Annotated in this window: 26 protein-coding genes and 1 other RNA gene; 15 read left to right on the top strand and 12 right to left on the bottom strand. The window is 62.9% G+C overall.

All coding sequences use genetic code 11. The annotated features are described in order from the left end of the window. Positions 1-32: 32 nt before the first annotated feature. The 6 genes from ABMA59_RS03400 to ABMA59_RS03375 form a co-directional block, all read right to left on the bottom strand. Positions 33-1,643 (bottom strand): DegQ family serine endoprotease, encoded by a 1,611-nt coding sequence (locus ABMA59_RS03400; protein WP_349003879.1) that lies wholly within the window; start codon positions 1,641-1,643, stop codon positions 33-35. Between the two features lie 199 nt (positions 1,644-1,842). Further along, complete coding sequence (locus tag ABMA59_RS03395; RefSeq protein WP_349003878.1) at positions 1,843-2,028, bottom strand: DUF2065 domain-containing protein; 186 nt, start codon at positions 2,026-2,028, stop codon at positions 1,843-1,845. 8 nt (positions 2,029-2,036) lie between these two features. Then, positions 2,037-2,993 (bottom strand): protease modulator HflC, encoded by a 957-nt coding sequence (gene hflC, locus ABMA59_RS03390; RefSeq protein ID WP_349003877.1) that lies wholly within the window; start codon positions 2,991-2,993, stop codon positions 2,037-2,039. Next, entirely contained in the window at positions 2,993-4,099 is a 1,107-nt protein-coding gene (gene hflK, locus ABMA59_RS03385; RefSeq protein WP_349003876.1) for an FtsH protease activity modulator HflK, read from the bottom strand. Before hflK ends, hflC begins: the two co-directional genes overlap by 1 nt. A 290-nt stretch (positions 4,100-4,389) precedes the next feature. Continuing rightward, positions 4,390-4,920, bottom strand: a complete 531-nt coding sequence (locus ABMA59_RS03380; protein WP_349003875.1) for a dihydrofolate reductase — start codon at positions 4,918-4,920, stop codon at positions 4,390-4,392. Then, on the bottom strand, positions 4,920-5,924 hold the full coding sequence (locus ABMA59_RS03375; protein WP_349003874.1) for a DUF4424 domain-containing protein: 1,005 nt from the start codon (positions 5,922-5,924) through the stop codon (positions 4,920-4,922). The genes ABMA59_RS03380 and ABMA59_RS03375 overlap by 1 nt, the downstream gene beginning before the upstream one ends. 230 nt (positions 5,925-6,154) lie before the next feature. Between ABMA59_RS03375 and ABMA59_RS03370 the strand changes: the two genes are divergently transcribed. Next, on the top strand, positions 6,155-6,343 hold the full coding sequence (locus ABMA59_RS03370) for a hypothetical protein (protein WP_349003873.1): 189 nt from the start codon (positions 6,155-6,157) through the stop codon (positions 6,341-6,343). A 42-nt stretch (positions 6,344-6,385) separates the two neighbouring features. After that, positions 6,386-7,852: a phospholipase D-like domain-containing protein gene (locus ABMA59_RS03365; RefSeq protein WP_349003872.1), complete on the top strand. Its 1,467-nt coding sequence runs from the start codon at positions 6,386-6,388 to the stop codon at positions 7,850-7,852. Between the two features lie 49 nt (positions 7,853-7,901). Here ABMA59_RS03365 and ABMA59_RS03360 read toward each other — a convergent pair whose 3' ends face one another. Further along, the gene (locus ABMA59_RS03360; protein ID WP_349003871.1) at positions 7,902-8,696 is read right to left on the bottom strand and encodes a thymidylate synthase; all 795 of its coding nucleotides are present in this window, start codon (positions 8,694-8,696) and stop codon (positions 7,902-7,904) included. Between the two features lie 214 nt (positions 8,697-8,910). Beyond that, positions 8,911-9,222 carry a DUF2853 family protein gene (locus ABMA59_RS03355; protein ID WP_349003870.1) on the bottom strand — a complete coding sequence of 104 codons (312 nt, stop codon included), beginning with the start codon at positions 9,220-9,222 and terminating at the stop codon, positions 8,911-8,913. 289 nt (positions 9,223-9,511) lie between these two features. Here ABMA59_RS03355 and ssrA point away from each other — a divergent pair. The 4 genes from ssrA to ABMA59_RS03335 all read left to right on the top strand — a co-directional run bounded on the left by ssrA (position 9,512) and on the right by ABMA59_RS03335 (position 11,150). Continuing rightward, positions 9,512-9,867, top strand: a transfer-messenger RNA (tmRNA) gene (ssrA, locus tag ABMA59_RS03350). Positions 9,868-9,909: 42 nt separating this feature from the next. Continuing rightward, positions 9,910-10,212, top strand: coding sequence for a nucleotidyltransferase family protein (locus ABMA59_RS03345; protein WP_349003869.1), 303 nt, complete (start codon positions 9,910-9,912; stop codon positions 10,210-10,212). 134 nt (positions 10,213-10,346) lie between these two features. Next, positions 10,347-10,514 carry a HepT-like ribonuclease domain-containing protein gene (locus ABMA59_RS03340; protein ID WP_349003868.1) on the top strand — a complete coding sequence of 56 codons (168 nt, stop codon included), beginning with the start codon at positions 10,347-10,349 and terminating at the stop codon, positions 10,512-10,514. A gap of 81 nt (positions 10,515-10,595) precedes the next feature. Next, complete coding sequence (locus ABMA59_RS03335; RefSeq protein WP_349003867.1) at positions 10,596-11,150, top strand: AAA family ATPase; 555 nt, start codon at positions 10,596-10,598, stop codon at positions 11,148-11,150. Between the two features lie 21 nt (positions 11,151-11,171). On the opposite strand, the gene ABMA59_RS03330 is transcribed toward ABMA59_RS03335, so the two are convergent. Then, complete coding sequence (locus ABMA59_RS03330) at positions 11,172-12,386, bottom strand: multidrug effflux MFS transporter (protein ID WP_349003866.1); 1,215 nt, start codon at positions 12,384-12,386, stop codon at positions 11,172-11,174. 148 nt (positions 12,387-12,534) lie between these two features. Between ABMA59_RS03330 and ABMA59_RS03325 the strand changes: the two genes are divergently transcribed. The 4 genes from ABMA59_RS03325 to ABMA59_RS03310 all read left to right on the top strand — a co-directional run bounded on the left by ABMA59_RS03325 (position 12,535) and on the right by ABMA59_RS03310 (position 14,268). Further along, positions 12,535-13,182, top strand: a complete 648-nt coding sequence (locus ABMA59_RS03325; RefSeq protein ID WP_349003865.1) for a TetR/AcrR family transcriptional regulator — start codon at positions 12,535-12,537, stop codon at positions 13,180-13,182. A gap of 84 nt (positions 13,183-13,266) precedes the next feature. Next, the gene (locus ABMA59_RS03320) at positions 13,267-13,815 is read left to right on the top strand and encodes an SspB family protein (RefSeq protein ID WP_349003864.1); all 549 of its coding nucleotides are present in this window, start codon (positions 13,267-13,269) and stop codon (positions 13,813-13,815) included. Positions 13,816-13,837: 22 nt separating this feature from the next. Continuing rightward, positions 13,838-14,026, top strand: coding sequence for a DUF4169 family protein (locus tag ABMA59_RS03315; protein WP_349003863.1), 189 nt, complete (start codon positions 13,838-13,840; stop codon positions 14,024-14,026). Further along, positions 14,023-14,268, top strand: a complete 246-nt coding sequence (locus tag ABMA59_RS03310) for a ribbon-helix-helix domain-containing protein (protein ID WP_349003862.1) — start codon at positions 14,023-14,025, stop codon at positions 14,266-14,268. Before ABMA59_RS03315 ends, ABMA59_RS03310 begins: the two co-directional genes overlap by 4 nt. A gap of 191 nt (positions 14,269-14,459) precedes the next feature. Here ABMA59_RS03310 and ABMA59_RS03305 read toward each other — a convergent pair whose 3' ends face one another. Beyond that, positions 14,460-18,524: an AsmA family protein gene (locus ABMA59_RS03305; protein ID WP_349003861.1), complete on the bottom strand. Its 4,065-nt coding sequence runs from the start codon at positions 18,522-18,524 to the stop codon at positions 14,460-14,462. Between the two features lie 147 nt (positions 18,525-18,671). On the opposite strand from ABMA59_RS03305, the gene ABMA59_RS03300 reads away from it, so the two are divergent. Then, positions 18,672-19,529: a hypothetical protein gene (locus ABMA59_RS03300; RefSeq protein WP_349003860.1), complete on the top strand. Its 858-nt coding sequence runs from the start codon at positions 18,672-18,674 to the stop codon at positions 19,527-19,529. Positions 19,530-19,593: 64 nt separating this feature from the next. On the opposite strand, the gene ABMA59_RS03295 is transcribed toward ABMA59_RS03300, so the two are convergent. Next, a complete protein-coding gene (locus ABMA59_RS03295; RefSeq protein WP_349003859.1) occupies positions 19,594-20,997 on the bottom strand; it encodes an FAD-binding oxidoreductase in 1,404 nt (467 codons plus the stop codon). Between the two features lie 100 nt (positions 20,998-21,097). Between ABMA59_RS03295 and ABMA59_RS03290 the strand changes: the two genes are divergently transcribed. The 4 genes from ABMA59_RS03290 to ABMA59_RS03275 all read left to right on the top strand — a co-directional run bounded on the left by ABMA59_RS03290 (position 21,098) and on the right by ABMA59_RS03275 (position 23,758). Then, the gene (locus ABMA59_RS03290; RefSeq protein ID WP_349003858.1) at positions 21,098-21,583 is read left to right on the top strand and encodes a thioesterase family protein; all 486 of its coding nucleotides are present in this window, start codon (positions 21,098-21,100) and stop codon (positions 21,581-21,583) included. Positions 21,584-21,761: 178 nt separating this feature from the next. Continuing rightward, a complete protein-coding gene (locus tag ABMA59_RS03285) occupies positions 21,762-21,965 on the top strand; it encodes a hypothetical protein (protein ID WP_349003857.1) in 204 nt (67 codons plus the stop codon). A gap of 199 nt (positions 21,966-22,164) precedes the next feature. Then, positions 22,165-23,292, top strand: coding sequence for a histidine kinase dimerization/phosphoacceptor domain -containing protein (locus ABMA59_RS03280; protein WP_349003856.1), 1,128 nt, complete (start codon positions 22,165-22,167; stop codon positions 23,290-23,292). Position 23,293: 1 nt separating this feature from the next. Continuing rightward, positions 23,294-23,758, top strand: a complete 465-nt coding sequence (locus tag ABMA59_RS03275; protein ID WP_349003855.1) for a response regulator — start codon at positions 23,294-23,296, stop codon at positions 23,756-23,758. Between the two features lie 18 nt (positions 23,759-23,776). Here ABMA59_RS03275 and ABMA59_RS03270 read toward each other — a convergent pair whose 3' ends face one another. Beyond that, positions 23,777-24,655 carry a dienelactone hydrolase family protein gene (locus ABMA59_RS03270; RefSeq protein WP_349003854.1) on the bottom strand — a complete coding sequence of 293 codons (879 nt, stop codon included), beginning with the start codon at positions 24,653-24,655 and terminating at the stop codon, positions 23,777-23,779. Positions 24,656-24,703 lie beyond the last annotated feature (48 nt).

Genomic DNA, 24,703 nt, shown 5'->3' with positions numbered 1-24,703 from the left:
ACTATGTTGATATAGATCGACGCGAACGAACGTCAATCCATCCGCAGCGTCACGAACCTCAGTTCGCCTGACTTCGACGCCAGCATCAGCAGGGCGTTCTTTCGGCCCTGCTCTTTCAGCGCACCGATACGGTCCATCACATCCTTCGGCGACGCCACCGATTCCTGCGCAATCTCGGTGATCACCTCGCCGGCAAGGATGCCGCGCTCGGCAGCAAGCGACTTCGGCTCGACCTCGGTGATCACCACGCCCGAAACGTCACCGGCGATCTCGAACTTCTTGCGCGTCTCGTCGTTGAGTTCGCCGACCGTCATGCCGAGCACGGTTGCCGTGGTCACCGCCTGTTCCTGCTCTTCGCCGGCACTCTCCTCGGCGGAAGCCTGCTTCTCGCCATCCTCGAGCCGTCCGAGCGTGACCTTCACCGTCTGCTCGACGCCCTTGCGCACGATCAGCACGTCGACGGCCTTGCCGACCGGGCTTTCGGCCACCACGCGCGGCAGGTCGCGCATTTCCTTCACGTCCTTGCCGTCGAACTTGATGATGACGTCGCCGGCCTGGATGACGCCGTTATCGACCGGCCCGCCCTTGATGATGCCGGCGACCAGAGCGCCCTTGGCGGTGGCCATGCCGAGGCTCTCGGCGATCTCGTCGGTCACCGGTTGGATGCGAACGCCGAGCCAACCGCGCCGCGTCTCGCCGAACTGGCGAAGCTGATCGACGACGCCGATCGCGAGTTCGGACGGGATCGAGAAGCCGATGCCGATCGACCCGCCCGACGGCGAGATGATCGCCGTGTTGATGCCGATGACCTCGCCCTCCATGTTGAACAGCGGCCCGCCGGAATTGCCCCGGTTGATCGCCGCGTCGGTCTGGATGAAGTCGTCATAGGGGCCGGCATTGATGTCGCGGTTGCGCGCCGAGATGATGCCGACGGTCACGGTTCCGCCGAGGCCGAACGGGTTGCCGATCGCCATCACCCAGTCGCCGATGCGCATGACGTTGGAATCGCCGAATTTCACGGCCGTGAGCTTCTTTAGCTTCGGATCGACCTTCAGCACAGCGATATCGGTCTTGGTGTCGGTGCCGACCAGTTCGGCCTTCAGCTTCGAACCGTCGGAGAAATTGACCTCGATCTCGTCGGCATCGGCGATCACGTGGTTGTTGGTGACGACGATGCCCTGCTCCGCATCGACCACGAAACCCGAGCCGAGCGACTGCACCTTCTGGTTTCCGCCGCCGCCGCCCTGGCCACCCTCGCCTTCGCGGTTCTTGAAGAAGTCGTCGAAGAAGTCCTGGAAGGGCGAGCCTTCCGGCAGTTGCGGCATCGGCACGGCGTTCGGCGCCTCGGTGCCCTTGACGTTCTGCGTGGTCGAGATGTTGACCACCGCGCCGAGCAGGCGCTCGGCGAGATCGGCGACCGAGGCCGGGCCGTGCGTGGGCTGGAGTTGGACCTGCGGCGGAGCGATCGGGGCAGGCTGCACCGCCGGCGCGGGAGCGGGCTGCGTCTGGGCCGGCGGCTGCACCTGCTCCTGCGCCAGCGCGAGCGGCGCGAATGAGGACGCCACGAGCACCCCTGAAAGCAGGGCCGATGTCGTCGCGTACAGTCTCTTACGGATGGCCGAACCGACGGACGTTGCGCTCATGTAGTCGTTCTCCGGAAATTTACGGAACCTGCGTGTCCTGCGGAATGCAAAACCCGCGGCTCGTTCAAGACGTTAGGCGCGCTGATATTCGGGCCGGGCAGCAGCACCCGAATACCGACCGTGGACAAGAAATAGGGCGTGTTTGCGGCTCTGCCTATCGGCAAAATCACAAAGTTGCGTGAGAGCGCGGCGCGGCGGCCTACGCGCGCACCAGCCAGACGATGGCCACGCCGGCGGCGATGGCGACCAGGCCGCCGCCCCGCAGCGTATTCTCCGACATCGACAGGACTTCCGCGGCGAGCCTTTTCGCCAGAGCCGGAAAACCGCCATAGACCAGGCCCTCGACGACGAGGACAAGGCCCATGGCGGCAAGGAAGTCGTTCACGGCAACGCCTATTGCGCGGTGCCGGTTGCCGGTGCCGGGCTCGGCGCGGCGGGAGGCACAGCCGGCACCGCCGACGGGGTGGTCGGAGTCCCCTGCGCATTGTTGAAGTAGCGGAAGAACTCCGAATCCGGCGTCAGCAGCATCGTCGTGCCCTGGCTGTTGAGGCTTGTGCCGTAGGCGTTCATCGACCGGTAGAACTCGAAGAAGGCCGGATCGCGCTGGAAGGCATTGGCGAAGATCGCGCTTCGCTGTGCCTCGCCCTCACCCCGCAGGATTTCCGATTCCTTGCGGGCTTCCGCCACGGTCTCGACGACCTCGCGGTCGGCGCGGGCGCGGATGCGTTGCGCCGCCTCGTTGCCGCGCGCCCTGAGCCGCTCGGCTTCGGCGAGGCGCTCGGCCTTCATGCGGTCGTAGGTCTGCTGCGAGACCTCCTGCGTCAGGTCGGTACGGCGGATGCGCACGTCCTCGATCTCCAGCCCGAGCGAGGTCGCGTCGGGACGAAGCTGGTCGCGCACCTCGCGCATCATCGAGGCGCGCTCCTCCGACAGGGCGGCCTCGAAGCCGCGAAGACCGTAGACCCGGCGCAGGGCCGCGTCGAAACGGGTGCGCAGCCGCTGCTCGGCCAGAGGTATGCTGCCCGACACCGCCGAGCGGAACACGCGCGGGTTGTTGATGCGATAGGCAATGAAGGCGTCGACCTCGTAGAAGCGGCCACCCGAAACCTGGACGCGGATATCGTCCAGGTCGAAGCGCATGACACGGTCCTCGATGATCTGCACATTGTCGGCTTCCATGAAGGCGAAAGGCGCCTTGAAATAGATGCCGGGTTCGGTCTTGACGTCGACGATCTCGCCGAAGCGCAGGACGATCGCCTGTTGCCGTTCGTTGACCACGAACACCGACGAATAGATCAGGAAAAGCACGACGATGGCGACGACGCCAATGGCTGCAAGGCGGTTCGACATCAATTGCTCCCTCCGGTGGTCGTGGCGCGCTTCTGCAGCTCTGGAAGCGGCAGATACGGCACGACACCCTGGCCGCTGCCGGGCTCCACGATCACCTTGTTGGCGTCGCGCATGACCCGTTCCATGGTTTCGAGGTAAAGGCGCTTGCGCGTCACGTCCGGAGCCTTTGCGTATTCGTCATAGACGGAGATGAAGCGTTGCGCCTCGCCTTCCGCCTCCTGCACGATGCGGTTCTTGTAGGCAGCGGCCTCTTCGCGGATCTGCGCCGCATCGCCTCGGGCCGCACCCAGCTTCTGGTTCGAATACTGGTTCGCCTGTTCGACGAAACGGTCCTCGTCCTGCTCAGCGCGCTGCACCTCCTCGAACGCATCGGCCACCTCGCGCGGCGGTGCGGCGTCCTCGATCGAGATCGCATTGACCGTCAGGCCCGCGCCATATTCGTCCATCGTCTGCTGGATGTTGGTGCGCACCGCCTCGGCGATGCCCTGGCGGTCGTCGCGGAAGATGTCCTGCGCCGGGCGCCGGCCCACCGCCTCGCGCATGGCGCTTTCGGCCACCTGCCGCAGCATTTCTTCCGGGTTCTCGACATTGAACAGATAGGCCCTCGGGTCCGAGACCTGATAGGCGACGGAGAAGCGGACATCGACGATGTTCTGGTCGCCCGACAGCATCAGGCCGGTGTTCGAATTGCCACGCGCTTCCGGGATGTTGATCAGTTGCTCGGCGGTCTTGGCCTTCTCGACCGTTTCGATCGGCCACCAATGGAAGTGCAGGCCGGGTTCGGAAATCTCCGCTTTCGGCTTGCCGAAGCGCAGTTCGACCGCGAGTTCGTCAGGCTGAACGGTGTAGATCGCCTGGAACAGCCAGAATACGAAGATCACGATGCCGATGATAGCGAACATCAGCGGATTGGCGCCACCGCCACCCGGCAGAACGTTCTTGAGCCGATCCTGGCCGCGCCGGATGATGTCCTCGAGATCGGGGGGAGAACCTTGCGGGCCGCTCGGGCCGCGCGGCCCCTGCCCCCATGGCCCGCCGCCGCCGCCATTGCCGCCGCCGCCGCCCCATGGGCCACCGCCGCCGCCGCTCTGATTCTTCCAGGGCATCTAATTCCTTTCGCTTCGCTCGCCGCGCGGCGTCGTATGCAGTCGTTGGTCCTTGTATAGGGTTGCGCCGTCACGCTTTCAACGCGGGCCGCGCCCGCCGCGATCAAACCCGCGTCAAAATACCAGGAAACCTCCCGACCGCCCCGTTATTTGCCGTCGCCGACGCTTTTGCCACGCCGCAACGGCCGTCGACAATGCGGCATTAGGGTCTCGCAGAGGCCCGATCCGCAAGCCGGCTTCGAAACGATCGCCGCGCCCGGACATGCCCGACGGGCAGGACAACGCAAATGCTAGACTTGACGCCCGCTCCCGCCGCGTCGCTCATACACAGTGTAGCGCGTCGCATGGCTGTCCTTTTCGCCGGCGGGCAGGTCCTCCGCCGAAACCAGCGCCCAGATTTCTGGGTCGACATTGGGAAACAGCGTGTCGCCGTCGATATCGGCCAGCACATGCGTCAGCTTCAGCCTGTCGGCGATGCCGATCGCCTGCCGGTAGATCTCGCCGCCGCCGACGATGCAGATCTCCTCCGCCGCGGCCATGCAGCGGCCCTTGGCGGTGGCCAGCGTCAGCGCATCCTTGAGCGAGGTCACCACCTCCGCGCCTTCCGCGCGATAGGCGGCATCGCGGCTGACCACGATGTTGAGCCTTCCCGGCAAGGGCTTTTTGGGAAAACTCTCCCAGGTCTTGCGGCCCATGACGATGGGGTTGCCCATGGTCGTCGCCTTGAAGCGCTTCAGGTCGGATGACAGCCGCCACGGCAAACCGCCCTCGCGTCCGATCACGCCATTCCCCGCCACCGCGGCATAAATCGTGACATCCATCAGTTCGCCTTGCCGTTTGGCGCCAAGATCAAAATATCGAGGTCGCGCTGCGGATAATAATCCGTCGCCTCGAGCTCGAACCGCGTCGGTCCGGTCTTCTTCAATCCCGTGGCGCAAAAGCTGACGAGGTTTTTCGCATCGCCCTTGTCGACCGTGAGGTGGAATTTTCCGATCGTGCCCAGCGCCCAGTTGCCGCCGGTCGTCAGCACATATTGCAGACGGCTTTCCGAAAAAGGCGGAAAACCATCCTTGCCGTCCCTGGCCTTCACGACGGCGTTCTCGAAACTTTTGTCGAAGCAGTATCTCTGCTTGTAGTCCGGATACGGCTCCTGAAACGCGCCGCCGCTGTAGAAATTCAGCCCGACCGAGGCGCCGACGCTCGGCCGGTAGCGGTGCGCCACAGCGACAGGCTTGCCGGCCGGAAAATTCGTGCGCCACCAATAGGTGGATTTCAGCGTCCACAGCGGCGTGCGCACGTTCTTCCAACCGGAGCCGTCATCGTAGGAATCGATGAACACCATGCCGCGGTCGACCCAGTCCGCCGCGACGGCCTCCGGCAGCTTCTCCAGTGCGGAAAAAACCGGCTCGGCGAAAGGATTGACCGGCACGCCCTGCGCCTTGAGAAGCTCGGTTACGTCGAGGCCCACGGCCTCGGCCCGCTGCTCCAGTTCCGGCTTGACCGGCGCGCCATCGACCGACACTGAAAAGCCGAGGAAATTGTCGGAAGCGTCGTCCGGCAACTGCGGCATCTCATGCGGATTGGCGTCGATGTCCGGCATCGGAAACGCCACGATCGTCTCGACATCCCTATCGGACTGGTTGCGGAAGACATAGTCGACCTTCACCTCGTCCATCGAGATGAACAAATCCTCGCGCTCCATGGCGATGTCGTCGCTGCGGCCGAGCAGGATGCCGCCGGCGCCGAGCCCCGCGACGGAATCGTTGGCCAAAGCAGGTAGCGGCGCAAGCAACAGCAGCCATGCCGCAACACAACCGTAATTCATGTCTGCCCCAGAACTCACCGATTCACGAGGACTACACCATACGAGGTCCGACCTTGCGATCAAGGATCATCGCTGCGTCGGCTTCGAAGCGGTTGGAATAGCGGGAAAGATGATCGACCCGAGCGTCTATCTCCAATTGCGCTTTCAAATATTCAATAAATATTCGTGTTACTGTTTCAATCTGTATCAAAAATTGCCATAATCACCGAAAGGCTTGAGGGGAAAATGCCATGCGTCATATTGCAGAAAGTGGCGTGCTGCGCGTCAGGGCAGTGGCCGGTACTTACGTCGTCATACTTGCCTGGGATTTCTTGCCGGGGCAGGATGCCAAGAAGACCGGATTGATGGGTTTCGCGATAGAGCGGAGCGAGATTAAAGCTGGCGCCGTCGTCGAGCGGTACTGGATGCGTAGCATTTAGCGCTTCAAGGACAAGGACCGTGGTCTCCCGCCGGGCACTCCGGTGAGTACAGCCGACCATCCGATTCAGTCGTTTCAATGGGGCGACTATACCGCCCAGTCGGACAGAACCTATCTGTATCGAGTTGTGCCCACCTATGGCTCAGTCAAAAATCTCATCCTCGACGAGGCATCCGCGGTAATCTTAGACGTTCGAACCGAGGCCGAATTCCTTCTGAAAGGATTGCCCGGGCCGGAACGTTCCCGCCACGATATCTACTTCAACCGAGGAGTAATCGGGTCGCAAGCCTATGCCCGACGTTTCGAGAACGCCATGCCGGACGGTGCGAACCCGGCTTCCCCGGAGATGAAATGGCTGTCGCGTGGTCTCTTTGAAGCGCTGATGCGTTTCATCGGATTGGCGGAGGATCGGCACTATGCGCTACGCGCCGCACTCTACGAATTTCACTATCAACCGGTAGCAAATGCCTTCGCTAAGGCGGTCGAGGCCGGCGCCGATGTGAAGATCGTCTATGACGCTGAGAGCAATTACAAGAAAGACAATGAGCAGACGATCAGCAGCGCCGGCCTTGGTCAAATGAACGCGGTCGTGCCTAGAACGGTGAGCGAAGGTATTCGTCACAACAAATTCATCGTCCTTTTGAAGGATGATGTCCCGGTCGCCGTCTGGACCGGATCGACCAACATCTCGGTGGGCGGCATCTTCGGCCATTCCAATGTCGGCCACATCGTCTGGGATGAGGACGTCGCGAGAGCCTATCTCGGATATTGGAAACGACTGGCTGACAATCTCACGCCCACCAGAATTCGGCCGCACAATCGCCGCGAGTCGCCGCTGCCGGATGGCCGTCCGCTGCCGGGCTCCATTACGCCAGTATTCAGCGCCAGAGATCAGCCCGACAGCACCGAGACGCTGCAATGGTACGCCGATCGTATGAACGAGGCGACGCGCATCATCTGCTTTACCGTCGCCTTTAACATCGACAAGCTATTCCAGCGCGTGCTCGCGCAGGACAACGATGTGCTCCGCTATATCGTCAAGGACGATGATCTGGGTGACGGAGAAATTATTGGGCAGGACCGCGACACACTGTTTGCCGCTGGTGGTTATCTTGGTGAGGGCGCTCTCGCAAATTTCACGAAAGAGCGAAATAACCCTTTGAATTCAAATGACTATATCCACGATAAGTTTATGCTTGTCGACCCGCTTGGCGATGCTCCCCTGGTCGTGACGGGCTCGGCTAATTTCAGTCAGCCGTCCCAGAGAATCAATGACGAGAACATGATCGTCATCTGCGATGACACGCGCGTCGCCGATATCTATTTTGGCGAGTTCATGCGCATTTTCGATCATCACTACGCGCGCTACCTCGTTAAAAAGCTGACGTCGCTCGACCGTCACGATCCTGATGCGGGATATCTGAAGCCGGATACGAAGGATTGGCTAGCGTCGCACTTCAACCCGGCCAGCTACAAGGCCAAGCGAAGAATCTATTTCATGGGAGGTTAGGACACGCCGCGCCAGTCGCTGCTGAATTCTGCTCCTCGACGCCGGATCATCAAACCGCGATCGGTGCCTTGATACTGGCGTCCGCGACGTAATTTTCCAACGAAAAATCCTCGAAGCGGAAGGCGAACAGATCGGTCACCGCTGGATTGATCCGCATGGTCGGCAGCGCCTTCGGCGTGCGCCTGAGTTGCTCGCGCGCCTGCTCGAAATGGTTGGAATAGAGATGCGCGTCGCCCAGCGTGAGGATGAAATCCCCCGGCTTCAGCCCGGTCACCTGAGCCACCATCATGGTCAGCAGCGCATAGGAAGCAATGTTGAACGGCACGCCGAGAAAAATGTCGCCCGAGCGCTGGTAGAGCTGGCAGGAGAGCTTTCCGTCGGTGACATAGAACTGGAACAGGCAATGGCATGGCGGCAGCGCCATCTGGTCCACCTCCGCCGGGTTCCAGGCCGAGACGATCAGGCGCCGCGAATGAGGATTCTTGCGTATCTGTATGAGAAGATTCGCGATCTGGTCGATCTCGCCGCCGTCGCGCGTCGGCCAGGAGCGCCACTGCGCGCCATAGACCGGACCGAGGTCGCCATTCTCGTCGGCCCATTCGTCCCAGATCGTCACGCCGTGGTCGGTGAGATATTTTGTGTTGGTGTCACCTGCCAGGAACCACAGCAGTTCGTGGATGATCGACTTGAGGTGCAGCTTTTTGGTGGTCGTCACCGGAAAGCCGCGCGAAAGATCGAAGCGCATCTGATAGCCGAATACCGAACGCGTACCTGTGCCTGTACGGTCCGGGCGGTCGGTGCCGTTCCTCAGCACATGGTCGAGCAGGTCGAGATATTGGCGCATCGGATCCGGACTTTTTCAGCGGACTGGACAATAGCAGCTTCTGCCCGCGCGTTCAGCAGCCATGAGTCCAATACCCACATATTGCGGCCAGCGCGCAAACGGCAAGCACTAATGGGGACTCAAGCCCGTCAACCATCGAGATAAGATAATTGGCCGGTAAGGCGGCGATTGGCCGAGACGCGGCGCTCGGCCCGCCCTCATCGTCCACAAGGCACTACAGCGAGCCGAGTTTCCCCAACTCCTTTGCCACCAGATAATAGAAGGTGACACGGCTCTTCGAATTGTCGGAAGCCATCGCCTTTGCGGTCTTGTCGATAGCGGCGTCGGCCTTGGCGCCGTCGCTCACGCCGAGCTTCTTGCCCACCCAGTTGGTCTTGACCCGCTCCAGTTCTTTGGGATCGGTAGCGGACACGAGCGAGGAGTCGCGGTTGCGGAGCGCGATGCCAAGATGCTTGACGATCTTGTCGACGACTTCCGCGCTGGCACCGGAATCGTATTTCTTCACGTCTGCGAGGTAGTCGGCCATTTCTTTTCCCTCTCCCTGTGCCTGCGCATTCTGGCGTTCGAATCGCGGCGCCGGATATGAACAAGGCTCTACAACCTCAAGAGTTGTGGACCGCGTCGCGCGAGTCAAGTCCGAACGACTATCCGCATAAGTCACCGCTCGAAAGATTGTCCCTAATAGGCAGTGGGCAGTCGGCAATAGGCAGTCGGATCGGTTGCAGGCAAAGGCCGCGCTGGCGATAGCATCCTTCGGCAGGACACGAGCAGGCCCGACTGCCTATTGCCGACTGCCCACTGCCCATAGGAATAGAGGCCTTCCAATTCCTTCGCCGGCCCCCTATATTCGCTCCGTCAGCTTGCCTGACTATGGCGATAAATGGGCGATGCAATAAGCCGTTCGGACCCGGGGGCGGTACCCGGCGCCTCCACCAAAAGCCGCCGCGAGAGGCGGTTTCTGCTGGGGGCGAAATAGGATCGACGAAGGTGTAAAGATCGTACTTTTGCCCGGCATTGTACCACCGTTATCGGGCTAAACTTATAGTTGCCAACGACAACTATGCGGAAGCACGTCTCGCCGCTTAATGCGGTGCGATAGCTTCAAATCAAGTCCTAGGGGTTCGCACTTCTAGGCGGGGTTCGGAGGTACCTGGCAACAGAAACCTCCACTTTCCTCCTCGCGACCGCGCTTTCTGTTTGATACAATCGTGTCATGGGCAGGAAACTCGAAACCGCTCTGGAAACATTGCGCGACGCTGAGTCGAAGTTGCGCGCAAAAGGCGTCCGGCATGCCGGTGTTTTCGGCTCGGTTGCCCGCGATGAAGCCACGCCGCGAAGCGACATCGATATCCTTGTCGACCTCGATCCAGCTCTCCCGATTACGATCTACGACTACGTCGGCATTCAGGAAGAAGTCGCACGGCTGTTCAGCCAGTCCGTGGATGTCATCGACAGTGCCGGATTGAAACCCCGCATACGCACTGCCGTCACCCGCGATCTCGTTTATGCTTTCTGAGCGCGAGCAGAACGCCCTACTCGATATCCTTGAGAACATCGACCACGCGGAAGCCTTTCTCTGGGTGACTCCACGAAAGACGAGCTGGCAGCGGATACTCTGCGATCTATACGGTTACGCGGGCATTGGAGATCATGTCCGAGGCATCCCGCTGCTTGCCTGCTACGATCAAGGATCGTCATCCGGAAATTCCTTGGCAGCAAATCGCTGGCGCGGGGAATATCTACCGGCACGGCTATAATGTCGTTTCGGTTGCTGCGATCTGGCAAACCTCAAGCACGCTCTTCCCACCCTGCGTCTGATCGTCGAAGGCGAGATTCGACGCCAAGGCGAATAGCGGCCCCTCGCAACTCAGTTATCAATCTGCTCGATAGTTAGGCTCGATGTCCTGCAACAACTTATTCGTCCTCACCGGCGGCCCCGGCTCCGGCAAGACAACCCTGATCGAGGCACTGCGCGTCGAGGGATTCGCCGGCGCCGAAGAAGCCGGGCGCGGCATCATCCGCGACCAGGTGGCGATCGGCGGCACCGCACTTCACTGGGCCGACCAAAAACTCTTCGCCGAACTGATGCTCGCCTGGGAGATGCGCTCCTGGAACCAGGCGCTTGCTGCTGCCGGCCCCGTTTTCTTCGACCGCGGCGTACCGGACTGCATTGGCTACATGAATCTGTGCGGCCTGCCGGTCCCTGATCATTTCCGCCGGGCCGCGGAAATGTTCCGCTACAGCAGAACCGTCTTTATCCTGCCGCCCTGGCCGGAAATCTACGGCAACGACAGCGAGCGCAAACAGGATTTTGCCGAGGCGGTTCGAACCTTCGAGGCGGTCGCCGCCGCCTATACAGCTTGCGGTTACGAACTTGCCGATGTGCCGCGCGGCACCGTTGGCGAAAGGTTGGCCTTCATAAGATCGAGAGCGCTCGCGGCGCCCTCGAAATAACCTCGCTCGCTACATCGGCACTCACTCCGCCGGCGCAACCTCGACCTGATGACGGCGACGCCGCGACCCGAGCGTCCCTACCGACAGAACCAGGGCGATGACCGCGCAGGCGGCGATGCCGGAAATCATCGGCATCGGCAGGCCGTTGGCGAACAGGCCCGTCACCGTCATGGCTGCGACGCCGGTGATCATGTGCAGCGTGCCCATCAGCGCCGACGCCGTCCCGGCGATCTCGCCATGGTCTTCCATCGCCAGCACCGAGGTTGTCGGGATGACCAGCCCGAGAAATCCGTAGCCGATGAACAGCGCGACCGCCATGAAGGCCAGCGATTCGACGCCCGTCGCCATCACGGCATACATCGCGATCATCACGGCCGCGTAGCCGAACACGGCTATGCGCACGACACGCCGCAATCCGAATTTCTGCGCCAGCCAGCCGCTGAACTGCGAAACCGCGAAGAAAGAGACCGCGTTCACCGAGAAGAACAGGCTGTAGGTCGACGGCGACATGCCGTAGTGGTCGATGATCACGAAGGACGAATTGGCCAGGTAGACGAAGAAGCTGGCGATGCCGAAGCCGCCGATCAGCACGAGGCCGAGGAAGCCACGGTCCACGGAAAGCTTCATGTAGCCGGCCCAGGCCGCGGAAAACGAGCTGCCGCCGCGCATCTCGGCGGGGCGCGTCTCTTCCAGTCCCACGATCATCAGGAAATAGGCAAGCACGGCCGCTATCGTCACCGCCCAGAACACGGCGCGCCACCCGAAAGCGTCGATGATGAAGCTGCCGGTCAGCGGTGCGAGGATCGGCGACACGCTGAAAACCAGCATCAGCAGCGACATCAGCTTAGCCGCTTCCGGGCCGGTATGCAGGTCGCGCACCACCGCGCGCGGCACAACCATGCCTGTGCTGGCGCCGAGCCCCTGTATCAGGCGGAAGAAGATCAGCCAGCCGACATTGGGCGCCAGGGCTGCCCCGACGCTCGCCAGCGCGAACACCACCAGCCCACCATAAAGGATCGGCTTGCGGCCATAGATGTCGGCCAGCGGCCCAACCAGAAGCGGCCCGACGGCGAAGGAGAGGAACACCACCACCAGGCTCATCTGCACGGCCATGTCGCTGGCGCCGAGATCGGCGCCGATCGACGGCAATGCCGGGAGATACATGTCGATCGCGAACGGCCCGATGGCTGAAACCAGCCCAAGCACGATCGCGTAACGCAGATAGTTGGTTTGCATGACGAATGCTCTTGAATGCTATGGCCAGGCGCCGGAATGGCGTCAGCCTCGCAGTGTGAAGTCCACCCCTAAGGCTACCGCACTGCACAATATCGATATTTTTGGACGCGCTTGTCCAAATTGTCAATCACGTGTACATAAATTTCCGATGCCACCTGTCACCGCTCCTGACATAGCCGGCCCGCGCGGCCACATCGAAAAGCGGCTGTCGATCATTGACGCAGCCGCTTGTGTCTTTTGCCGCGAAGGGTTCGGCGGCACCAACATCGACATGATAGCGGCCCAGGCCAACGTCTCCCGCCAGACCGTCTACAATCATCACGGCGACAAGGAAAAGCTGTTCCAGGCCGTCGTCCGCGAGGTCACGGAACGCATCAACGCCGACCTATTCGATACGCTCGCCACCTTTCCGGACAGGCCCACGAACCTCGAGGCCGATCTCGCTGCCTTCGCGGTGCGACTGACCCGCAACTGCATCTGCAACCGCGAAGGCAAATTTCTGCGCAAGCTGATCCAGTCGGAGGGCGAACGTTATCCCGAACTGTTCGCCGACTGGCGCGTCAACGGGCCGGCAAAAGTCTGGTCGGCGCTGGCCGCCCGATTTGCCCGCCTCGCCCTCTCCGGCCATCTCGACCTGGACGATCCCGACCTCGCCGCCCGCCAGTTCCTGGCGCTGGTCAACGCCGACCTGCAGACCGCCATGCTGCTCGGCGACGACATGGACGACGATTTTCTCGAAACCTCGGCAAGGAACGCCGTCCGCACATTTCTCCGCGCTTACGGCAAGCGGCCCTGAACGCCGGTTCCGTATATTCCGTTTACGGCGGCCCTATCCTTCATTAGAGGTAGTGTTGTCGATTCACTCGGAACCCGCTGCGCGATGGCCGAAGACCACATCCGTTACGACATCCTCGCCCAGGAGGCGTTGCGCGGCGTCATGCGCAAGGTTCTGGCCGAGGTTGCGCGCACGGGCCTGCCGGGCAGCCACCATTTTTTCATCACCTTCCTCACCGGCGCGCCGGGCGTGCGCGTCTCGTCGCGGCTGCGCGAGCGTTATCCCGAGCAGATGACCATCGTCATCCAGTTCCAGTATTGGGACCTGAAGGTCAGCGAGACCGGCTTCGAGATCGGTCTGTCCTTTTCCGACGTCCCGGAAAAGCTGGAAATCCCCTTCTCTGCCGTTCGCGGCTTCTACGATCCGTCGGTGAATTTCGAGTTGGAATTCGACGTGAAGACCGAGGCGGCGGCACCTGCCGCGCCCGAACCGCTGCGTCCCGTTGCCGTCGAAAAGAAGCCGGCTCCCGTTGCCGCGCCGAAAAAGGCCGAGGCGAAGGAGAAGGAAAAGCCGGCTCCCGCCAAGCAACCCGCCTCCGCCGAGGAGGGCAAGGGCGCCGACGTGGTCTCGCTCGACGCCTTTCGCAAGAAGTAGCCGGCGCGGCCTACGCTCCGCCATGGGCGACATCGTCAACCTCCGCATCGCCAGGAAGCGCCGGGACCGCGACGATAAGGTGCGGCTGGCGGAAGAAAACCGCGTCCGCCATGGCCGCACCAAGGCCGAGAAGTCGAGAGACAGGGCGGAAGCCGATAAGCTCGCCAGCCATGTGGACGCCCATCGCCGCGATCCCGACTCCAGCGAATGAGCCTCGTCCGAAAGCACTCGGTCTCGATCCGCGGCCACCGCACCAGCTATTCGCTTGAACAACCCTTCTTCGACGAACTCGCCCGGATAGCCGGTCTGCGTGGCGTGCCTCTTGCTGCCCTCATCGCCGAGATCGACGAGGGTCGCCCCCGCGAAGCAAATCTGTCCTCAGCCATCCGCGTCTATGTGCTGGATTGGGTGAAGGGCGAGCGAACAACCGTGGCATCGGCGCAAAACGGCTAAACACCGGTACGGGAAGCCCGCGAGGGGCCAGCGTCGGCGCAAAACCTGGACTTGTTGCGGATTCCGTGGCAACTCGATGAAATCGTTCGACATTCCGAACTTGATGCGGCGCCTGGAGACGCGGTTGACCCGCCCCCCATTACGAGTGTCAAAGCTCTCGTAAGAGGTCGCAAATCCTTCGCCAGCCGGCTTCATCCGCCCGTCAGAGACTTCAAAATATTCTCGAATGCCGAGGGTTTCGGCTTGGCCGGTGGCGGATAGTCGCCCATTTCCAACCCTTGGCGAACCCCGGGCAATTGCGTTTCAGGCTCCGGTTGCGTTGGCTCGCGACGGGTTTCTTCGGGAGCGCTGCGCGCCGCTTCGCCGGCCTGCCGAGCCTCCTCGACAGCGCGACGGCGCACGACCTCCTCGGTCTGACGGCGGGATTCTTCGGCCTTTTCAGCCGCTTGCCGGTCCTGTTCGGCCTTCTCGTCCGCGCGACGCGCTTGCTCGGCGGCAATCCGATCCCTTTCGTCGGCTTCAGACTTCAGCCGCGCATCTTCCTCAGCCTTGCGTTTGGCTTCCTCCTCCGCCCGTTGCCGTGCTTCCGCTTCGGCCCTGAGACGCGCCTCCTCTTCCGCCTTCAGCCTGGCAGCCTCTTCCGCCTGCCGCCTCGCCTCCTCCGCCGCAAGCCGCTGGCGCTCCTCCTCTTCAGCCTTGGCGCGCGCCTCGGCTTCGGCGCGCTGCCGGGCGTCCTGCTCGGCCTTGCGCATCGCCTCGGCGGCCAGACGGCTGCGGTCGGCTTCCAGCGCCGCGTAGTAACGCACTTCGCGCCGAAGCCTTTGCTTTTCCAGCAGAACCGCCTGCATCGCCTCCACCCGCGCCTGCTCGCGTTCCAGCGCCCTTTGCGTCAGGAACTGCGCCAGAGGCTCGCTGTCGAAGGTGATCTTGGCCCCACCATCCGATCGCTGGGCGGCAAACCGCAACGCCGGCGCCGAGCCGGCAAGCGCATCCTCTCCCGCCGCATAGGTGATTGTGCCGTTGGCCTGCATTTCGCCCGTATTCAGGTCGGCGCGCACTTCGGCCGAGACCTTCGCGGCGGGATTTTCAAGCGTCACCGGCGGCGCCCGCAACACCCCGTTGGCGATGGTGAACGCCACATCCGCGTCGCCCCCGGCAAAGGAACCGGCCGCCGCGACTTCCGGGGCAAAGGCAGCCGTCTTGGCGGCATCGATGTCGCGGCCGATCGCGTCGGCGCGGGCCAGCAGGTCCGGCAGCGCATCGCCATTGATGCCGTCGATGCGAAGCCCCTTGATCGCCGCCGTGCCGGAGCCCGAGAGCGTGGCAACGATGGCCTCGACGGACTTGCCGTTTCCCGAGGCCGTGGCCGAGAAATTGCCCTTTCCCGCCAGCCCGCCGATCCCGGCGTCGGACGAAAGATCGGCGCCGTTGAGCTGCACCTGCCCCGAGAAAAGGCCGATCCCGCCGTTGTTCTTCAGTTCGAAGCGCCCGCTGAGTTGCCCGCCGCCATAGGTCGCCTTGATGTTGTCGGCGCGAAAACCATCCGCGCCGATGCCCAGCGACAAGGTCGCGTCATAGGCGCTGGCGCTCCCCGCCGTCAGCGTCGCCGTCGAGACATCGACGGCACCCGAAAACGGCAGCACCGCCTTCTGGCTGAACGGGGCGGTCGCCCATGCGCCTTGATTGCTCTTCAGCGCTTCCTCGCCGACCATCATCGCCGCGAAAGGCTCCAGCGGCAGTTCGTCGAGCACCACAGCGCCGCTCAAATTCGGCATATCGTCCTTGAACTCGACATTGAGATCGCCGGCCACGGCCGTCTCGTTGACGACGCCGTCCAGGCCGCTCAGCACCAGCAGGTCCGACCCGAGATCGGTTTGCGCCGAGAATTCGGCCGCGGTTCCCAGCCCCATCCCGGGCAGGACCATGCCCAGGGTCATCAGCCACGGCTCGATGTCGGCCGCCTCCAGGGTCGCCTTGCCCTTGGCGGAAAACCCATCGGCGTCGACGCTCGTCGTGCCGTCGAAAGAGGCGAGGAACTGATCGGCCTTGAGTTCGAACTTGCTGGCAAGGCCGGTTGCCGCGACGCCTTTGGCGGAAAGCGTCAATTCTCCCGCGCCGATGCTCGACAACGGCAAGGTCGGCAGCCCGACCAGCCCGAGCAGCACAGTCGAATCTTCGTTGCGCGCCGAAAGCGTCAGGGACAATTGCGCTTCCCCGGCGCTGGCCGGATGTCCGTTGCCGGATAGGCTGGCCGACAGCGCCGATCCGCCTGCGTTGCCTTGCAGGCTGAGCGCCATGCCCGATGTGCCATCCTTATTTGCCGCGGCACTCGCGACGACGTCGAAACGCGCGTCGGACAGCAGCGAGGGATGCGCGGCCACCCGCCGCTGAAGCTGCTGCAAGAGATAATTGTCGGGAAAACTCTCGGCCGCGAGTTTTGCCAGCGGCGCGAGATCGACGGCGACGATCGAGGCGTCGATGTTGCCGGTGGGATTGTCGGGAAAATCCCTGATCGCGCCGGTGGCGCTGATCGACGCCCCGGCGAGGCCGCCGATCGACAGCCGGTCGATCTCGAGATGCCCCTGCCGCAGCCGCAGCGCCGTGTCGACGGTCTCCGCCGACAGTCCCGCCACGCGCACCGGGCCGGCCTTGACCTGGAAATCGAGATCGGAGTCGGCAAAGCGGTTGCGTCCCTCATCGCTGACGAACAGCGAGGCGAAAGCGGAAAGCCCGTCGACGTCCATCGCGTCGCCGTCGAGCCTGATGAAAACGGATGGGCGCGCGTCGGTCGGCTGGCGGCTGTCGATCTCGCCGCGGAAGCGGGCGTCACCAAGCACCAGTTCGAGGTCGCGGAACGACTGCCGCCGCTCCGTCATGTCCACCTTGGCGCTGAATCCCGCCGCCGGCAGCCGCCGGATGGCGTCGTCAATGTCCTTGGCGACCCAGGCCGCGAATCCCGACGGCTGGGCAACGGCAAGCAGAAGATTGCCGGCGAAACCGAAATCGCCATTGGTCTTGAGCAGCCCGTCGGCTTCAAGCGTGGTCCGTCCCGGCAGCGTCGCACCCATCGACTTGATCGCCCAGCCATTCGCCGCCGGCTCGGCCGCCAGCCGCACGTCGCGGATCGTCGTGTCGCCAACCACGACCGCCGGCAGGTTGACCTCGATCGAACCCGGCATCGTCGGCTTCGGCAGGTCGAGCATCGCCGTTTCGAAAGCCGCGATCCGCTGTTCGAGCGACAGGCTGGAGCCGTCGCTCGCGCCCAGCGCCTCGTCGAAACGCATCTGCGCGCCGCTTGCCTTGATTGCGAAACGCGGCTCCGTGCCAAAATCGAGGCTGGCCGTGCCATCCGCCGTATAGGGCTGGTCGAGCGGTCCCGTCTCGAAGCGGAACGCCGCCACGTCGAGCTTGCGGCTGTCGACCGAGAACTGGCCGCTGAGGCGGTAGCGCGGCGCCTCCGGCTGCTTCGGCGGAGCCGGCGCCGACGCATCGGTCTCCGCTGCCTCTTCCTTCGCGATCGCCTCGACCAGCCGGAACGTGCCGGAATAGATCAGCCCCTCCGGCTTCAGCGCCACCTCGCCATCGGCGTCCAGCGACACCGGCTGGGCCGTCGGCGCCGCCCTGATGCGCAGCCGCATCCGGCCATCCGCGCCGGCGACACCGGTGGTCGCGGACAGCGCGGTCTGCATCCCGTCGAAGCTGAGCGCGCCTTCCACCCGCCACGGCCCCGCCAGCGACTTGGCGGACAGGTGAGCGTTTATGCCGCTGAGACGGTGCGTGCGTCCGCTCAGCCGGTGACGCAGTTCGATCTCACCTTCGCTGACCGTAAGCTTTTCCAGGGCGATCTTGGCAGCCGGGATCGGGCTCGACGGCCGTACCGCCCAGTCGATCGTTCCGTCCTCGGCAATGTCGACGATGCCCTTCGGCCGCACCATGCGCATGTCGAAGATCAGGAACTCGCCGCGCAGGAACGGCGCCAGTTCCGCGTCCATCGAAAAGGTCTCGATGGTCATCGCCGGCTCGCCATGCGCCCCGCCGCCGACCGCGACGTTCGAGAACGTCACCGACGGGAAAGGCAGCAGCCGCGCCTCCGCGTCGCCTTGCACGACGACCTTGCGGCCAAGGATGGCGCTCGCCTCGCGTTCGAACTCGGCGCGATAATTTGTCCAGTCGATGAAATACGGCGCCACCAGCGCCGCGGTCAGCACCAGGACGATCAATCCACCGACGAAGACGAACAGCCGCGCCAGAATCAAGCCCTTTCATTCATGGAAGCGTACCGATACCCTAACCTCACCAGTCTGTCGGCAAAATGGCAATGCGCGCCCCGCCAATCAGGCCGCGAGCGCTCGGTTTTGGGCCGAAAACCGAGAGACATGCCTTGTGTTGGGGGAGGAGCTTCAATGGCTGATCCGCCAAAAGACTTGATCTGGTTCGAATTCGAACCGGACGATCCGAATCGTCCCAATGAAATCCGCGTGAAGGTCTCCACGCCGAAGGACCATCAACGTTATATCGACCGCCTGGTGACGGCGGTCGGCTACGGCATCTATCTTGGCGGCTACCACGTATATTGCGAGGGCGTGGACCTTCCCGTTTTCGTGCCGGAGTCGATGGTAGACTTCAGCGCCGGCGTGGTCAGCGAGCGGTCCAACAATATCTTCGATTCAGCCGAGGAGGCACGCGCGCTGCTTGCCGGTTCGCCGGCTGGCAAGGTTTCCACGACCTACTTCTGGGGCGCGGGCGGCGCGGTGGTCAGCCCGACCGTCTTCTCGCCTGCCACAACTCCTCAGATCATCGCCACGATGCTGGATGTCCGCAAGGCCCTGGCTGACGCGGTCACGACCGAACTCACAGCGCTCGCTATTTCCCTGATCGGGGGCGCAATTTTCAAGGCGGTTTACGGCAGGATCGTCGGCGCTCGGCGCGGGGCGGTCCAGCCGCCGGTACGCACACCGCCACCCGCGGCGCCTGCCGAAATCACCGAGGAAACGGTTCGGCAGGCGATGAAGGGGGCCACCCTGAAAACTCAGCAAGGCCGTGTCTCGCTCCCCACCATCCGCAAATATGTGGACATGCTGAAGTCCGGTTCGAAGCCGCCACCGATAAGGGTGGACGAAGGAATCATCGTCGAGGGAAATCACCGCTACATAGCCGGGCGGATATACAAGCAGGAGCCGCCGATCCAGCCATGGGCCGGCGGGCGTCCCGACCGCGTCGTCCCCTGGGAGAAGGTGGAAATCGACAAGGCCGAGTGGTAGCGCAAGCAGCGCCGAGGCCTACGTCAGGTCGGTCTATTCGCCTCAGAACTTATTACATTAATCGTCAGAAAATCTTCCCTGGATTCAAGATTCCCTTCGGGTCCAGTGTCGCCTTGATCGCCCGCATCACCTCGACGCTGTGGCCTACCTCGTGTTCGAGAAAGCCCATCTTGCCCTGGCCGATGCCGTGCTCTCCCGTGCAGGTGCCGTCCATGGCGATGGCCCGCATGTTCAGCCGCGCCACGAATTTTTCAGTCTGCTCGATCTCTTCGTGGCTGTCGGGGTCCATCAGCACCATGACATGGAAATTGCCGTCCCCGACATGGCCGACGATCGGCGCGATCAGCTTCATCTCGTCGATGTCGGCCTGCGTCTCGGCGATGCATTCGGCCAGCCGCGAGATCGGCACGCAGGTATCGGTCGACAGGCTTTTTGCGCCAGGCCTCAGGGTCAGCGCCGACCAGTAGGCGTCGTGCCGCGCCTTCCACAGCTTTGCCCGCTCCTCGGCGACCTTGGTCCACTGGAACGGTCCGCCGCCGTATTCGGCGGCGATCTCGCCGAACATCTCCGCCTGTTCCGCGACGCCGCTGTCACTGCCGTGGAACTCGACGAACAGGCAGGGCGATTCCGGATAATCGAGCTTCGAGTAGGTCTTCATCCCCCGCATCTGAAGTTCGTTGACCAGTTCGATGCGCGCTACCGGAATGCCCATCTGGATCGTGGCGATCACAGCTTCACAGGCTTTTTCGATGCTCGGGAACGGGCAGACCCCGCCGGAAATCGCCTGTGGGATGCCGTAGAGCTTCAGCGTCAGCGAGGTGATGATCCCCAGCGTGCCTTCCGAGCCGACCATCAACCGCGTCAAGTCATATCCGGCCGAACTTTTCTTCGCCCGCCTGCCGGTGCTGATCGAACTGCCGTCGGCCAGCACCGCCGTCAGCGCCAGCACGTTCTCGCGCATCGTGCCGTAGCGCACCGCGTTGGTGCCGGACGCCCGTGTCGCCGCCATGCCGCCCAGGCTGGCGTTGGCGCCGGGATCGATCGGGAAGAACAGGCCGGTGTCGCGCAGATGCGCATTCAGCGCCTCGCGCGTCACGCCGGGCTCGACGATGCAATCGAGGTCCTCGGCATGGACGGCCAGAACCCGGTTCATGCGCGACGTGTCGAGCGAGATGCCGCCGCCCGGCGCGTTGACATGCCCCTCCAGCGACGTGCCGGTGCCGTAGGCGATCACCGGCACGCGATGCTCGGCGCAGAGCTTTACGACCTCCTGCACTTCCTCGCTGCTCTCCGGAAAGACCACGCCGTCCGGCGCCTGGTTCGGGATGTAGGTCGTGGTGTGCGCATGCTGCTCGCGGATCGACTGGCCGGTCTGGAAGCGCTCGCCGAACCGCTGCTTGAGCACGCCGAGCACGATGCCGACGCCCTCCTCGTTGCGCGGGACACGCCGCAGGTCGCTCAAAGCCATGTTTTCCTCCGCGAATGAGCCATCGGCTTCTTCCGCCGAACCTTATGTTCGCCTAAGCCCAGAGCCAGCCACTTGTCCAGCATTGAGAGAGACTTCGTCCATGCCCCTGCCCGTCCCCTTCGTCTCCGACATCATGGACATCCAAAAAGACTGGATCGACTACAACGGCCATTTGAACATGGCCTATTACAACGTGCTGTTCGACACGGCCTCCGACCACGCCTTCCACCTGATGGGTCTCGGAGCAGCCTACGCCAAGGAGCGGAAACTCACGGTCTACACGGCGGAGGTCCACATCTGCTATGTGCAGGAGCTGCATCTGGGCGACCAAGTCCGCGTCAGCTTTCAGCTTCTCGACCACGACGAAAAACGCTTCACCGCCTACCAGGAAATCCGTCACGTCGACGGCTGGCTGGCCGCCACTTCCGAGACCTTGTCGCTCCACATCGACATGGCCGGCCCGAAAGTCGCTCCCTACCCGCCCGACATCGCCGAAAAGGTCGAGGCCATGCGCGCCGCCCATGCCGTGCTGCCCAAACCGGAACGCTCCGGCCGCTCCATCGGCATCCGCCGCAAGACCTCCTGACGCCGCGCCGAACTGCCGTTTACCGTTCCTTAACCATAAACGGAGGCGATTTCTTAAGGTTACCGTTTATACACAATTTGAACGATCCGGCCGGTTGATCCGGCAGGCTCCGGCGCGAAAACTCTCCTCCATCGAATCGAGTCGCATGGGGCGGACTTGCGACTCGCCGGAGATGAGAATGAAGCTCGATATCGCCACAATGTCGGCGCGGCTCGCGTCTGACGGCCGGCTGACCGACTATGATTTCTGGCGGGCGATCAAGATGATCGACGACGAGCTCTACCAGATCGAACGGCGCGGCAAGCCGATCCCGATGCAGATGATCTATGCGCGCCACGTGCTCAAGCTGGCACGCGCCACCAAATCCCGTGATTTTCGCTGATACAGTCGGCATGTAATCTTATCGATCATGCAATCTTCAGCCTGATTTCTTATGATACCTGCCGGCCGTTGCTGCGAGCGCATGCCGAGTTTCAAAAGCCGGCCGTTCTCCATTTTCGATCGTCAAGTTTGTTTCCAATTGAACCTTTCCGCCCCGTTTTTCGTTGTCGTGCCGACCGAATGAACGAAGAGGGCCTGAAATGGATTGGAAAGCGATTACGGATGGTGGCGACGACTGGCACATGACCGACCGGCTTCACGCCGAGCACGGCAAGGGCGACCCCTTCGCCGCCGCCATCCGCGCCACCCGAATGGCGATGCTGATCACCGACCCGCGCCAGAACGACAATCCGATCGTCTTCGCCAACAATGCCTTCCTGAAGCTGAGCGGCTACGCGCGGGACGAGGTGATGGGCCGCAATTGCCGGTTCCTCCAGGGACCTGCGACCGATCCCCAAACCGTTGACCGCATCCGCCAGGCGCTCATCAACCGGCTCGATATCAATGTCGACATCCTGAACTACCGCAGGGACGGCTCCAGCTTCTGGAACGCCCTCTATATCAGCCCGGTATCGAACGAAGCGGGCGAACTGCAGTTCTTCTTCGCCTCGCAACTCGACGTTACCGACCGAAAGGAAACCGAGCACAGGATCGCCGCCGACAAGGAGCGCTTCGAGAAGGCGGTCCGCGAACGCACCAGCGAATTGGAAGCCTCGCTCGATGCCCAGCGCACGCTGCTGCACGAGGTCGACCACCGCGTGAAGAACAATCTTCAGATGATCTCCTCCCTGATCGTGATGCAGAGCCGGTCGATACCCGACGAAAACATCAAGCGATCGCTGCATGCCATGCTGGAACGGATCGAGGCGCTCAGCACCGTGCATCGCCGGCTCTACCAGTCAGATGACGTATCGAGCTTCGACATATCGGACTTCATCCGCGACCTTGTCACCGACCTTGCGGCCGCGACAGGCCGTCCATCGTTGAAGACGTCGTTCGACCTCGATCCGATCGTCGTGCCTGCGGACAAGGCGACGCCGGTGGCCTTGATCGTCAACGAACTCGTCACCAATGCCCTGAAACACGCGTTCAAGGCGGACGGCTCCGAAGAGCTTCTCACGCTGCGTCTTTTCCGGCGGGACGACCGCATCCGGATCGAAATCACCGACAATGGCAACGGCATGCCCGCCGCCAATGGCGGTTCGTCCTTCGGCATGAGGTTGGTGCGCTCGCTGGCGCGCCAGTTGCAGGCGGACGTCATGTGGAGCGATGCCGCGCCCGGCACGCGCGTCACGGTAGGCATCCCTGAAACCATCGGTGGAGCATGACATGAGCAGCGTGGATAGTCGGATCGAGCCGATGCGTGTGCTGATAATAGAGGACGAGGCCCTGCTCGCAATGGAACTCGAGGGCCTCGTCGAGGAGGCCGGCCACACAGTGGTCGGCTGGGCAACCTCCTCCTCGGAGGCGCACACGCTGGTCGATAGCGTGGAAGCGGACCTGGCCTTCGTCGACATTCACCTCAGCGACGGACCGACAGGCATCGACGTTGCGCGCTATATCACCGGGCAGAAGTGCTCGATGGCCGTGTTCATGACGGCCAACCCAAAGCGAATTCCCGAAAATTTCGCGGGCGCGGTCGGTGTGATCGCAAAACCCTACACGATCCACGGCCTCATGGCCGCGCTGCAGTATCTGCACGAAGGCGTGCGCCATCCGCCTCCGGCATCCGCATTGCCGATCGGCTTCACCCTGGCGCCACCCTATCGGACGAGCTGGGCCGGCTCTTCCTGACCGGCCCGCCCGTTCTGCTCAGGCAAGCTTTTCCTTGAAGAAGGCGATGGTCCGGCCCCAAGCGAGATCGGCGGCTTCCTTATTGTAGCGCGCCTCCGACGTGTCGTTGTTGAAGGCGTGCTGCGCCCCGTCATAGACATAGACGGTGAAATCCTTGCCGGCCGCCGTAAGCGCCGCCTTGTAGGCGTCGATGCCGGCATTGATGCGCTCGTCCTGCCCGGCATATTGCAGAAGCAGTGTCGCCTTGATGTTGGCGATCGCGGCAGCGTCCTTCGGTTGAGCGCCGTAATAGGCGACACCGGCGACGAGATCGGGCGAGGCGATGGCGAGGTTGTTCACCGTGCCGCCGCCCCAGCAGAAACCGACTGCACCGACTTTTCCGTTGGACCATTCCTGCCCCTTCAGCCACGTCACCGTTGCCGCGCCGTTGGCCGCCGTCTTGGCCGGATCGAGCTGCGAGAACATGTCGCGCGCCTTCTCCTCGTCGGCCGGCGTGCCGCCCAGCGGCGACAGGAAATCGACGGCCAGCGCGTCAAACCCTTCCAGCGCGACGCGCCGCGCCACGTCCTTGATATGGGCGTTGAGACCCCTGTTCTCGTGGATGACGATCACCGATCCGAGTTTTCCGCTCTGGTCTGCTGGCCGGACGAGATAGCCTTTCATCTCGCCCTCGGCGCCCGGCCATGTGACGTCCTCGGTCTTCAGCCGCGCGTCGTCCTCCGGCACGATCGCCGCCTGCGCCGAATTCGCCGCCAGCATCGGTGCTATCACCGCCGCCGCCGCGCCCGTGCCCGCCAGCTTCGTCAGTTTTTCCATGAAGCCGCGCCGGTCCAGCGTCAGATGCGTGTACTCGTCATAGGCATCGATCATCGCCTGGGTGATGACAGGCTTGTTCATGGTTCGCTCCCTGGATTTGTATGAGGTTTGCAATCTAGGTCGCGGTTG

The organism is Mesorhizobium yinganensis (assembly GCF_040081985.1).
GTDB classification, from domain to species: domain Bacteria; phylum Pseudomonadota; class Alphaproteobacteria; order Rhizobiales; family Rhizobiaceae; genus Kumtagia; species Kumtagia yinganensis.
Note: the sequence above shows the minus strand (reverse complement) of the source record. Positions and strands in the feature narration are given on the sequence as shown.

Excerpts from the sequence above, each read along its gene's own strand:
- ABMA59_RS03400 (WP_349003879.1), bottom strand. The coding sequence starts at position 1,643 with ATGAGCGCAACGTCCGTCGGTTCGGCCATCCGTAAGAGACTGTACGCG.
- hflC (WP_349003877.1), bottom strand. The coding sequence starts at position 2,993 with ATGTCGAACCGCCTTGCAGCCATTGGCGTCGTCGCCATCGTCGTGCTT.
- hflK (WP_349003876.1), bottom strand. The coding sequence starts at position 4,099 with ATGCCCTGGAAGAATCAGAGCGGCGGCGGCGGTGGCCCATGGGGCGGC.
- ABMA59_RS03380 (WP_349003875.1), bottom strand. The coding sequence starts at position 4,920 with ATGGATGTCACGATTTATGCCGCGGTGGCGGGGAATGGCGTGATCGGA.
- ABMA59_RS03375 (WP_349003874.1), bottom strand. The coding sequence starts at position 5,924 with ATGAATTACGGTTGTGTTGCGGCATGGCTGCTGTTGCTTGCGCCGCTA.
- ABMA59_RS03370 (WP_349003873.1), top strand. The coding sequence starts at position 6,155 with ATGCGTCATATTGCAGAAAGTGGCGTGCTGCGCGTCAGGGCAGTGGCC.
- ABMA59_RS03360 (WP_349003871.1), bottom strand. The coding sequence starts at position 8,696 with ATGCGCCAATATCTCGACCTGCTCGACCATGTGCTGAGGAACGGCACC.
- ABMA59_RS03355 (WP_349003870.1), bottom strand. The coding sequence starts at position 9,222 with ATGGCCGACTACCTCGCAGACGTGAAGAAATACGATTCCGGTGCCAGC.
- ABMA59_RS03345 (WP_349003869.1), top strand. The coding sequence starts at position 9,910 with ATGGGCAGGAAACTCGAAACCGCTCTGGAAACATTGCGCGACGCTGAG.
- ABMA59_RS03340 (WP_349003868.1), top strand. The coding sequence starts at position 10,347 with ATGTCCGAGGCATCCCGCTGCTTGCCTGCTACGATCAAGGATCGTCAT.
- ABMA59_RS03335 (WP_349003867.1), top strand. The coding sequence starts at position 10,596 with ATGTCCTGCAACAACTTATTCGTCCTCACCGGCGGCCCCGGCTCCGGC.
- ABMA59_RS03330 (WP_349003866.1), bottom strand. The coding sequence starts at position 12,386 with ATGCAAACCAACTATCTGCGTTACGCGATCGTGCTTGGGCTGGTTTCA.
- ABMA59_RS03325 (WP_349003865.1), top strand. The coding sequence starts at position 12,535 with ATGCCACCTGTCACCGCTCCTGACATAGCCGGCCCGCGCGGCCACATC.
- ABMA59_RS03320 (WP_349003864.1), top strand. The coding sequence starts at position 13,267 with ATGGCCGAAGACCACATCCGTTACGACATCCTCGCCCAGGAGGCGTTG.
- ABMA59_RS03315 (WP_349003863.1), top strand. The coding sequence starts at position 13,838 with ATGGGCGACATCGTCAACCTCCGCATCGCCAGGAAGCGCCGGGACCGC.
- ABMA59_RS03310 (WP_349003862.1), top strand. The coding sequence starts at position 14,023 with ATGAGCCTCGTCCGAAAGCACTCGGTCTCGATCCGCGGCCACCGCACC.
- ABMA59_RS03300 (WP_349003860.1), top strand. The coding sequence starts at position 18,672 with ATGGCTGATCCGCCAAAAGACTTGATCTGGTTCGAATTCGAACCGGAC.
- ABMA59_RS03295 (WP_349003859.1), bottom strand. The coding sequence starts at position 20,997 with ATGGCTTTGAGCGACCTGCGGCGTGTCCCGCGCAACGAGGAGGGCGTC.
- ABMA59_RS03290 (WP_349003858.1), top strand. The coding sequence starts at position 21,098 with ATGCCCCTGCCCGTCCCCTTCGTCTCCGACATCATGGACATCCAAAAA.
- ABMA59_RS03285 (WP_349003857.1), top strand. The coding sequence starts at position 21,762 with ATGAAGCTCGATATCGCCACAATGTCGGCGCGGCTCGCGTCTGACGGC.
- ABMA59_RS03280 (WP_349003856.1), top strand. The coding sequence starts at position 22,165 with ATGGATTGGAAAGCGATTACGGATGGTGGCGACGACTGGCACATGACC.
- ABMA59_RS03275 (WP_349003855.1), top strand. The coding sequence starts at position 23,294 with ATGAGCAGCGTGGATAGTCGGATCGAGCCGATGCGTGTGCTGATAATA.
- ABMA59_RS03270 (WP_349003854.1), bottom strand. The coding sequence starts at position 24,655 with ATGAACAAGCCTGTCATCACCCAGGCGATGATCGATGCCTATGACGAG.